At 62.7% G+C, this 9,181-nt stretch carries 9 protein-coding genes; 2 read left to right on the top strand and 7 right to left on the bottom strand.

What is annotated here, in order from left to right; genetic code table 11:
* The first annotated feature begins 126 nt into the window (after nt 1-126).
* On the top strand, nt 127-750 hold the full coding sequence (locus ACMLHG_RS08135) for a diacylglycerol/polyprenol kinase family protein (RefSeq protein WP_294435862.1): 624 nt from the start codon (nt 127-129) through the stop codon (nt 748-750).
* Here the strand turns inward: ACMLHG_RS08135 and ACMLHG_RS08130 are convergent.
* Complete coding sequence (locus ACMLHG_RS08130; RefSeq protein WP_417170183.1) at nt 747-2,243, bottom strand: sigma-54 interaction domain-containing protein; 1,497 nt, start codon at nt 2,241-2,243, stop codon at nt 747-749. The genes ACMLHG_RS08135 and ACMLHG_RS08130 overlap by 4 nt on opposite strands.
* A gap of 136 nt (nt 2,244-2,379) precedes the next feature.
* Nucleotides 2,380-3,573 carry a pyridoxal phosphate-dependent aminotransferase gene (locus ACMLHG_RS08125; RefSeq protein ID WP_417170182.1) on the bottom strand — a complete coding sequence of 398 codons (1,194 nt, stop codon included), beginning with the start codon at nt 3,571-3,573 and terminating at the stop codon, nt 2,380-2,382.
* Nucleotides 3,574-3,679: 106 nt separating this feature from the next.
* On the opposite strand from ACMLHG_RS08125, the gene ACMLHG_RS08120 reads away from it, so the two are divergent.
* The gene (locus ACMLHG_RS08120; protein ID WP_294435859.1) at nt 3,680-3,982 is read left to right on the top strand and encodes a hypothetical protein; all 303 of its coding nucleotides are present in this window, start codon (nt 3,680-3,682) and stop codon (nt 3,980-3,982) included.
* 111 nt (nt 3,983-4,093) lie between these two features.
* On the opposite strand, the gene ACMLHG_RS08115 is transcribed toward ACMLHG_RS08120, so the two are convergent.
* Genes ACMLHG_RS08115 through ACMLHG_RS08095 form a run of 5 tightly spaced genes read right to left on the bottom strand, consistent with a single transcriptional unit; the run spans nt 4,094 to nt 8,978 of the window.
* Nucleotides 4,094-4,705 carry a V-type ATP synthase subunit D gene (locus ACMLHG_RS08115; RefSeq protein ID WP_417170181.1) on the bottom strand — a complete coding sequence of 204 codons (612 nt, stop codon included), beginning with the start codon at nt 4,703-4,705 and terminating at the stop codon, nt 4,094-4,096.
* Between the two features lie 15 nt (nt 4,706-4,720).
* Nucleotides 4,721-6,016, bottom strand: coding sequence for a V-type ATP synthase subunit B (locus ACMLHG_RS08110; protein ID WP_294435857.1), 1,296 nt, complete (start codon nt 6,014-6,016; stop codon nt 4,721-4,723).
* On the bottom strand, nt 6,009-7,751 hold the full coding sequence (locus ACMLHG_RS08105; RefSeq protein ID WP_417170180.1) for a V-type ATP synthase subunit A: 1,743 nt from the start codon (nt 7,749-7,751) through the stop codon (nt 6,009-6,011). The genes ACMLHG_RS08110 and ACMLHG_RS08105 overlap by 8 nt, the downstream gene beginning before the upstream one ends.
* A gap of 39 nt (nt 7,752-7,790) precedes the next feature.
* On the bottom strand, nt 7,791-8,345 hold the full coding sequence (locus ACMLHG_RS08100; RefSeq protein WP_295808472.1) for a DUF2764 family protein: 555 nt from the start codon (nt 8,343-8,345) through the stop codon (nt 7,791-7,793).
* Nucleotides 8,346-8,372: 27 nt separating this feature from the next.
* Complete coding sequence (locus ACMLHG_RS08095) at nt 8,373-8,978, bottom strand: V-type ATP synthase subunit E family protein (RefSeq protein ID WP_294435854.1); 606 nt, start codon at nt 8,976-8,978, stop codon at nt 8,373-8,375.
* Between the last annotated feature and the right edge of the window lie 203 nt (nt 8,979-9,181).

The following is a 9,181-nucleotide window of genomic DNA, read 5'->3' as shown; positions in this document are numbered from 1 at the left end:
TGATAACATTTATTAAAATACTTCTGAAACCGCTTTTTTTCAAGTCCGATTCCGTTTTTCCGCTGGAAGTTCCGGCCCGGCCGCGCTATATTTCAGAAATCAACAACACACGAAGGGAAACCGCTCATGCAGATCAGCTATCGCGAAGAGTGCAAACGAAAACTCGTCCACCTCTCCTCCCTCTGGATGGTCCTGGTCATCCTCTTTCTGCCCGGCCGCTGGAGCGCGGCCATCCTCTACGCCGTGATGCTGGTGCTCAATCTGCTCTGCGAACACGCCTACGCCTGCAACGTGCCGGTCATCCGGCCGCTCTACGGAGCCATCTTCGGCAAGATGCTCCGCGACGAGCCGCGCCACGGCCAGTGGATCGTCTCCGGCAGCCCCTACGTACTCGCCGCCGCCTTTCTCGTCTCGCTGCTCTTCGGCAGGGTTCCGGCCGCCGCGGCGATGACCGTCATGCTCATCGGCGACACCGCCGCCGCCCTGATCGGGCGCCGTTTCGGCCGCCACCGCGCCCCCAACAACAAGAGCGTCGAAGGGGTTGTCGCCTTCATCGTCGCTTCGTGGATCGCGCTGGCCATTCTCCTCACCGCCTGCGGCGCCGCACCGGCACTCTACATCACCGGATTTTTCGCGGTGCTTCCGGCCGCCGCGGCGGAACTCTTCGAAAAACAGCTCCATCTGGATGACAACTTCTCCATCCCGCTGATCGTCGGCTTCTGCCTCGAACTCGCCGCGCGCCTTCTTTAACGGAACTCCTGAGGCACGACGCCAAGTTTGCGGATGGTGTAGTGGAGAATCCGCACGGTCAGCCCGAGTTCCCGGGCGGCGGCGGCGACGTTGCCCCGGCTCTTCCGGAGCGCCTCCCGGATCAGCCGCCGCTCGAACTCCTCTACCTGCGTGGTGAAATCTCCGGTAAGCGGCGTTTCCGCCCGCTCCTCCACCCCCTGCATCGGCGCGGGCAGTGCCCCGACGTCGACGATCTCGCCCGCCGCGGTCAGCACCGCCCGCTCGATGCAGTTCTCCAGCTCACGCACATTGCCCGGCCAGTGGTAGTCGACCATCCGGTTCATCGCCTCGGTGGAAATACGCCGCACCTGCCGGTGATGAAGGCGGCTGTATTTTGCAAGAAAGTGCGCGGCAAGCAGGGGAATGTCCGATTTCCGTTCCGCCAGGTCCGGCAGATGGATCGGGAAGACGTTGAGCCGGTAATAGAGGTCCTCGCGGAAATGCCCCTCCTCCATCAACCGCTCCAGATTGCGGCTGGTCGCGGCGATGATCCGCACATCGGAACGGTGCTCCTCGTTGCTGCCGACCCGCTGAAAGGTACGTTCCTGCAGAAAGCGGAGCAGTTTCACCTGCATCGCCGGGCCGAGATCGCCGATCTCATCGAGAAAAAGAGTGCCGCCGTCGGCCGCCTCAATCCGGCCGATCCGGCGCTGGACCGCACCGGTGAAAGCACCTTTTTCGTGTCCGAAGAGTTCGCTTTCGATCAGATTCTCCGGCAAAGCCGCCGAATTGACCACGATGAACGGTCGGTCGCTGCGGTCTCCGGAGCGCTGGAGCGCGCGGGCGACCAGCTCCTTGCCGGTGCCGGAACTGCCCCGGATCAACACCGTCGCACTGCTCGACGCCACCTGTTCGATCATCGCGTAAACCATCCGCATCGCGCGGCAGTTTCCGATCACCTCCGGCGGTCCGGAAATCCGGTCCAGCGCCCGCTTGAGCCGGGCGTTTTCGGCGATCAGCCGCGACCGTTCCTCGTGCTCGGCCAGGTCCAGAGAGACCGCCTCCGCCATCAGATTGGCAACGATTTCGAGCAGCCGGTAATCCCGTTCCAGATCGGCTCCTTCCACCACCTCCCGGTCGATGCTCATCGTGCCGATCACCTTGCCCTGATGCACCACCGGCACGCAGATGAACGCCACATGCGAATCGCGTTCCCGTGCGCCCGTCCGGTAGAGGAACTCCGGCTCCTGCGAAATATCCGGAATGATGCGGGCCTCGCCGGTCAGAGCCACCTGCCCGGTGACCCCCTCGCCCAGCCGGTAGCGGCCGCGCCGCATCTCCTCCCGGCTGAGCCCGTTCGAAGCCTCGATGACCAGCTGGCGGCCCCGCAGAAGCGTCACCGTCCCCCGCACCAGCCCCATCTCCCGGCAGAGGATGTCCAGCACCTGACGCAGCAATGCGGAGACGTTCCGCTCGCGCATCACCGCGTGGCTGATCCGGCTCAGGACCGCCATTTCCAGATTCCGGTTCCGCTCCATTGTTCCGGGCCGTTCTTTTTCCGTGATTGATCCGTCACTTTGCTTTGCGCCGCGTTTCGCCGGAGTTTTGAGGCGAAACGCGGCGCGATACCGTCGGAATTTTTCCGTTATTTCAGCGGGTGAGCTTCTGCACCGCCCGCTTGACGCTCTCCGCCGCGCCCTCGATCACCTTCGTGCTGACGCAGAAGGCCATCCGGACGTAGCCCGGCGTGCCGAAGCCGCTTCCGGGCACCGCAAGGACCCGCTCTTCGAGCAACGCTTCGACGAATTTCCGATCGTCCGGCACCGGGGATTTCGGGAAGAAGTAGAACGCTCCGCTCGGCATGGTGAACTCCACGCCGGCGTCGCGGAGAATCTTCGCCATCGCCTCCCGGCGCTTCCGGTAGATCTCCAGATCCACCTGCGACTCCATGCAGCGGTCGAGGATCTGCTGCGCCAGCGCCGGCGCGTTGACGAAGCCGAGAATCCGGTTGCAGAGGATCAGCGCCCCGAGCAGCTCCTGCGCCCCCTCCACCTTCGGAGAGACCGCCACGTATCCCAGCCGTTCTCCGGCAAGCGAAAGGTTCTTCGAATAGGAGCCGATGATCACGCAGTGATCGAAGAGTTCGAACATCGACGGCAGTTCCGCACCGTCGAAATTCAGGAAACGGTAGGGCTCGTCGGAGACCACGTAGATCACGCGGTTGTACTCCTGCTCCTTCTTCCGGATAATTTGAGCGAGACCTTCGAGTTCGGCGCGGGTGTAGATCCGGCCGGTCGGGTTGTTCGGCGAGTTGAGGATGACCGCCCGGGTCTGCGGCGTGAACGCCTGCTCGAGCTTCTCCAGGTCCAGTTCAAAGGTGAACTCCTTCGACTGCACCGGAACGAGTTTCCCGCCGTGGTTGTCCGCGTAGAAGCCGTACTCCACGAAGTAGGGCGCCGGGCAGATCACCTCGTCGCCCCGTTCGAGCACCGCGTGGAAGAAGACGTTGATGCCGCCCGCCGCGCCGCAGGTGAAGAGAACGTGACTGCCGGGAACCGCGACACGCTGCTCCTTCGAAATGTGCGCCGCCAGCTTCTCCCGCAGCGCCGGGTATCCCGCATTCGGCATGTAACCGATCGCGAACGGCTGGTCCGCCCGCGCCGCAATCTCCTCCAGCGCCTGCTTCACCTCCGGCGGCGGCGGCAGGTCCGGGTTGCCGAGGCTGAAATCGTAGACATTCTCCTCGCCGTATTTCTTCTTGAGTTCGATTCCGGCTTCGAACATTTTGCGGATCATCGAAGAGTTCGCCAGGAACCCCTTCATCTCGTCAGTAATCAGTTTCATCGCACCATTTCCTTATGTTAAATATCCGGTTCGTGAGCCGACCGGAAACCGCACAACCGTGCGGCGCAAGTTGACAATTCCGCCACTCTTGAAAGGAGAATTCATCATGGGAGAAAAAAAATTCCTCAATCCGGATGAAAAACCGCTCGACGCCATCGAACGCGCCCTGCTCAAACGCGCCCTCGGCTTCTGTCAGCAGGAGATCCACACCGAGGAGATGATCGATAAAAACAGCGGCGAAGTGCTGGAAACCGCCCGCCGCCGCAGCGTGACCAAAGAGGTCGTCCCCGATGTGCGCGCCCTGCTCTTCTGGCTGAAAAACCGCCGCCCGGAACGGTGGAGGGAACGCCGCGACGCCGAAGAGAAGGCGCCGGAATTCGATTTCGACTCCACCGACGAACAGCTCTGACTTCGCCGGCAATTTCAGCGGAAACCGCGCTCCGCCTCAACTCTTCCACACCGCCCCGCAGCCCGGCGCCGCCGTTCCGCTCCGGCGGAACGGCAGGGAGCCTTCTCCGGCTCAGGAGGCGGCCGCCTCTTCCGCCTTGCGTTTGGCGATCTTCGAGCGGGCCACGGCGCTGGTATCCAGGTCGCCGAGCATAATCCGGATCCGCCGGATGTTCTCGCGGCACTCCGGAATCTTCACCTTTTCAAAGAGATTGACCCGCTGGCTGGTGGTCCGGAGCTCCGCGGAAAGCAGCCGATGCTGCTCCTCCAGCACCTTGTAGGCCTCCTTGAGGGAGACCGCGTCGCGCATGGCGCGGATCGCGTCGTCGACAAACCAGTCGGTATCGAAAATATCCCAGGGAATCTCCTCGAACTCCACCGACTCAAAGGTCGGAATCGGAATTCCGGCAATGTTCGCGGTTCCGGTGCGGACCGATTTAACCCGGACCTTCTGCTCCAGTTCACCGACCTCCGCCTCGCTGCCGAAGAGTTCGAGAAAGCCGCCCATGCGTTCGACCAGCTCCCGCTGTGACGTCAGATTGGCGTCGAGCATGTCGGTGCTCTGCCGGACCTCCATCTGAAGCTGCTGCTTCTTGAGCTGGAGCGTCGGCAGGAAACGCTTGAACTGCTTGAGCGCATCCTGCTGCTTCTTCAGTTCGGTTTTGGTGAATTTAACCTTTCCCATACCGGACACCGCCTCTTACTTTTTCGGCCAGTACTGATCGACGAGGTCGGTCTTGATTCCCACTTCGTTGCGTTCGAAACAGTCGGCCAGAATCTTCCAGCCGAGGTCGAGCGCCTCTTCCAGCGGAATGTTGACCGAAAGATCCATCATGCTCTTCTCGAACTGACGGCCATATTTGAGCAGTTTGTTGTCCCACGCGCTCATCTGGAAGCCCATCGACTGCTTTTCCAGCGTGCTGCGGTAGTCGGAGTAGAGGCGGATCATCGAGTCCATGATCGCGCGGTGGTCCGGCCGGGTCTTGCCGTTGACCTGCTGCTTCAGACGCGACAGCGAACCGAACGGCTCAATCCGCCCGTTGCGCAGGTAGAACTGCCCCTCGGTGATGTATCCGGTGTTGTCCGGCACCGGGTGGGTGACGTCGTCGCCCGGCATCGTGGTCACCGCCAGAATCGTGATCGAACCGGCGCCGTCGAAGTCCACCGCCTTCTCGTAGCGGCTGGCCAGCTGGCTGTAGAGATCGCCCGGATAACCGCGGGTCGCCGGAATCTGCTCCATCGTAATCGCGATCTCCTTGAGCGCGTCGGCGAAGTTGGTCATGTCGGTCAGGAGACAGAGCACCCGCTTGCCCTCGAGCGCGTACTGTTCGGCGACCGCGAGGCACATATCCGGCACCATCAGGCACTCCACGATCGGGTCCGCCGCGGTGTGGATGAACATCACCGTGCGCGACAGCGCGCCGTGTTCGTCGAGCGTGCGCTTGAAGGTGAGGTAGTCGTCGTGCTTGATCCCCATGCCGCCGAGGATGATCACATCGACCTCCGCCTGCAGGGCGATGCGGGCGAGCAGTTCGTTGTAGGGTTCGCCCGCGATCGAGAAGATCGGCAGCTTCTGCGATTCGACCAGCGTGTTGAAGACGTCGATCATCGGGATGTTCGTGCGGATCATGTTCCGCGGAATGATACGCTTGGCCGGGTTGACCGACGGACCGCCGATGTCAACCATGTCGGAGAGCACTTCGGGCCGGTTGTCCCGCGGGGTGCCGCGGCCGGTGAACACACGCCCGAGCAGCGCCTCGGAGCTGGAAACCTGCATCGAACGGCCGAGGAAACGGACCTGGTCGCCGGTGCTGATGCCGCGGCTTCCGGCGAAGACCTGCAGCGACACCTTGCCGTCGGCAAGGCGGATCACCTGCGCCAGCGAAACGCCGCGCGCACTGGTCACTTCAGCAAGTTCGTTGTAGGCGACGTCATCGGCTTCGACGGTGATGACGTTGCCGGCGATATGGATGATTTTGTGATATACTTTACGCATTTACCGTACTCCGTTCGGCGATTTTGGCTTCGATTCCGGCCTCCTGCTTCTTGAACTCCTCGCTGTTGAACGGGAGGTAGTTCCAGTCCATGAACAGCTGGCGCAGTTCGAGGAAGTAGCGGCGGGCGGTATCCTTATCCGGCAGCGTGAAGGAGCCGGCGAGCACTTTGTAAATCCGGTCGAACATGTAACGCTGGCGTTCCGCGCTGGTCGCGCCGTCCACCGCGTCGAAGGTGTTCTGCTGCAGATAGACGTAGTCGAGAAATTCGCTCTTGAGGTAGACCAGGAAGTCGTCGAGGCTGGTTCCCTCTTCGCCGATCACCTTCATCATCTGGTTGACCTCGGAACCCTGCCGCAGAATGCGCCGGGCAAAGTCGAGTTCCTCAAGCGGCACCACGCTGTGGTACTTGCTCCAGCTGTCCAGCGGGTGGATCGCCGGGTAACGGCGCGCATCGGAGCGTTCGCGCGACAGACCGAGGAACGCACCCACCACCTTCAGCGTCGCCTGGGTCACCGGCTCTTCGAAGTTGCCGCCCGCCGGCGAAACCGCGCCGCCGATGGTCACCGAACCGGTCTCGCCGGTGCGGAGCTTCACCAGACCGGCACGCTCGTAGAATCCGGCGATCAGCGACTCCAGATAGGCGGGGAACGCCTCTTCGCCCGGGATCTCCTCCAGTCGGCCGGACATCTCGCGCAGCGCCTGCGCCCAGCGGGAGGTCGAGTCGGCCAGCAGCAGCGTATTGAGCCCCATCTGCCGGTAGTACTCCGCCAGCGTCACCGCCGTGTAAACCGACGCTTCCCGCGCGGCCACCGGCATCGAACTGGTGTTGCAGATGATGATCGAACGGTTCATCAGCGGCTGGCCGGTGCGCGGGTCCTCCAGTTCCGGGAACTCGCGGAGGATCTCCACCACCTCGCCCGCACGCTCGCCGCAGGCGGCGATGATCACCACGTCCGCCTCGGCATGCTGGCTGATCGCGTGCTGAAGCACCGTCTTGCCCGCGCCGAACGGCCCCGGGGTGCAGAAGGTGCCGCCGACCGCGACCGGGAAGAAGGTGTCGATCGAACGCTGCTGGGTGATCAGAGTCTTCTCCGGCAGCAGTTTTTCGGCATAATCGGTAATCGGAATCTTCACCGGCCAGAACTGGGTCATCGTGATGTTGCGGCTCTCGCCCTGTTCGTTGACCGCGACCGCCATCACATCATCGATCTTCCACTCGCCGGCCGGCTTGACTTCGCGGAGGGTCCACTCGCCCTTCCAGGCGAAGGGAACCATGATGCGGTGCTTGACGATCCCCTCCGGCACCCAGCCGATGGCGTCGCCGGCGCGGACCTTGTCGCCCGCCGCGGCGGTCGGCGTGAACTCCCACACCCGCTCCCGGTCGAGGGCGCGCAGGTAAACTCCGCGCTGCAGGAAGAAGCCGGATTTCTCCGCCAGCAGATTGAGCGGGTTCTGCAGTCCGTCGTAAACCTGAGTCAGCAGCCCGGGGCCGAGCTCGACGCTCAGGAGTTCGCCGGTGAACTCGACCTCGTCGCCCACCTTGAGGCCGTTGGTGCTTTCGAAGACCTGCAGGTCGGCGCGATTGCCCCGCACCCGGATGACTTCGCACTTGAGTTTTGCATCGCCGACCCTGGCGAATGCGACTTCATTCTGCATGACCCGGTCGGTGAATTCGACGGTCATCAGGTTGCCGTTGACTCCGACAACCTTCTCTGTGGTCTTGAACTCTGCCATTATTGAAACTCCTGCTCGTAGTATAAATTGTTCGTTCCGCTACTCCTGCGCGGCGCCCGCGGCGGAAGAGATGCGCTCCACGGCGCGGTTGAAATTTTCCCGCCCCTGCTCCGCCTTGCGCTCGCGGTATTTCTCGAGAATCGCGAGCTTGCAGCGGTAGACGCAGAGCCCGGCGAAATCAAAATCGTGCCCGCACTCCAGATCGTCGAGATGGCTCCAGCGGATGCGGTCGATCAACTTTTCCCGCTCGAACGGGTCGGCGGCGGCCGCCTGGGCGAGACCGAAATCGACCATGCCGAAATATTCCGCCGGGTCCGGCAGTGCGGCGGCGCGGTCGTCGTCGCGCCCGGCGCGGCGCTGGGCGATGCGGGTCCGCAGATACTGCTCGAAACGCACCATCTCCGCGAGAACGGGCGGCAGCGCCCCGGAGCTCTCCGGGTCACGCGAGACGTGAAGCCCGGCCTGCCGGAGCAGCTGGAAATCGCGCGCCGAAAGCTCCTCGCGACAGAGTTCATCGAACTCGGCAACGCTCATCGGCGCGGGACGGCCGAAGAGCAACGCGGGCAGAGAAGCGCACAAATAGTAATACATCATTGCGGTGCCGTCCTTCCTCCTGCCGGCTTATTCCCCGGCGGTGAGCAGTTTTGCGAGCCGCGGCCCGATGAATTCGGCCACCAGTTCGGTGATTGCATCGACGGTGAAGTCGAAATAGACCTCGCCGTTCTTGAAACTGACCTCCATGCCCCCCTTGATCTCCGGCGAAGCGAGGAGCTTCGGCTGGGTCCGGAAGGAGGCGGCCAGCGCGCTGCGGAGCGCCGTCTCCAGCGCCGGAACATCCTTGGCCGCGGCGAGAACCGTGAGCTGCGCATCGGGCGCGGCGGCGAACTTCGCGGCGAGGTCGCGGATCAGACCGGCCATCAGCTCCGGCGAAAGCGCCTGCTCGGCGGCGCCGGAAACCGCGCGGGTGATGCGGCGCTGCAGTTCGCTCTGAAGCTCGAGCAGGATATCGCGGGCCGCCTGCCGGATGGCGCTTTCAGCGCGGGCCTGCAGTGCGGCGGCCTCCTCCTTCGCCGTCTTCACGGTTGCGGCGGCCTCTTCGGCGGCCTTCGCCCGGATCGCCTTCGCCTCGGCTTCGGCGGCGGCGAGAATCTCAGAACGCTGTGCCTCGGCTTTCCGGACACCTTCCTCATTGATTTTATCGAGCAGACTTTGAAGTTCTTCGGCCATTTTCATTCCTCACGGGTTCGGATGGTTCCTGTTTTCGGCAATTTCATTTCGTAATGTACTCCCGGAACGGCTTTTTTTCAAATCCGGAGCCCTCTTTCTCGCTTTTTTTTTCGCTGTGCGACGCGATTTCCGGTTTGAGGCTTGCAGGTTGGTCGAAAGCGTGCTATTTTCGATAACGGACGATCGATTCCAACACCTACAGG

The sequence above is a fragment of the Victivallis sp. genome (genome assembly GCF_048170485.1).
Taxonomy (GTDB): Bacteria; Verrucomicrobiota; Lentisphaeria; order Victivallales; family Victivallaceae; genus Victivallis.
Note: the sequence above shows the minus strand (reverse complement) of the source record. Positions and strands in the feature narration are given on the sequence as shown.

Coding starts and splice junctions, on each gene's coding strand:
- ACMLHG_RS08135 (WP_294435862.1), top strand. CDS start 127: ATGCAGATCAGCTATCGCGAAGAGTGCAAACGAAAACTCGTCCACCTC.
- ACMLHG_RS08130 (WP_417170183.1), bottom strand. CDS start 2,243: ATGGCGGTCCTGAGCCGGATCAGCCACGCGGTGATGCGCGAGCGGAAC.
- ACMLHG_RS08125 (WP_417170182.1), bottom strand. CDS start 3,573: ATGAAACTGATTACTGACGAGATGAAGGGGTTCCTGGCGAACTCTTCG.
- ACMLHG_RS08120 (WP_294435859.1), top strand. CDS start 3,680: ATGGGAGAAAAAAAATTCCTCAATCCGGATGAAAAACCGCTCGACGCC.
- ACMLHG_RS08115 (WP_417170181.1), bottom strand. CDS start 4,705: ATGGGAAAGGTTAAATTCACCAAAACCGAACTGAAGAAGCAGCAGGAT.
- ACMLHG_RS08110 (WP_294435857.1), bottom strand. CDS start 6,016: ATGCGTAAAGTATATCACAAAATCATCCATATCGCCGGCAACGTCATC.
- ACMLHG_RS08105 (WP_417170180.1), bottom strand. CDS start 7,751: ATGGCAGAGTTCAAGACCACAGAGAAGGTTGTCGGAGTCAACGGCAAC.
- ACMLHG_RS08100 (WP_295808472.1), bottom strand. CDS start 8,345: ATGATGTATTACTATTTGTGCGCTTCTCTGCCCGCGTTGCTCTTCGGC.
- ACMLHG_RS08095 (WP_294435854.1), bottom strand. CDS start 8,978: ATGGCCGAAGAACTTCAAAGTCTGCTCGATAAAATCAATGAGGAAGGT.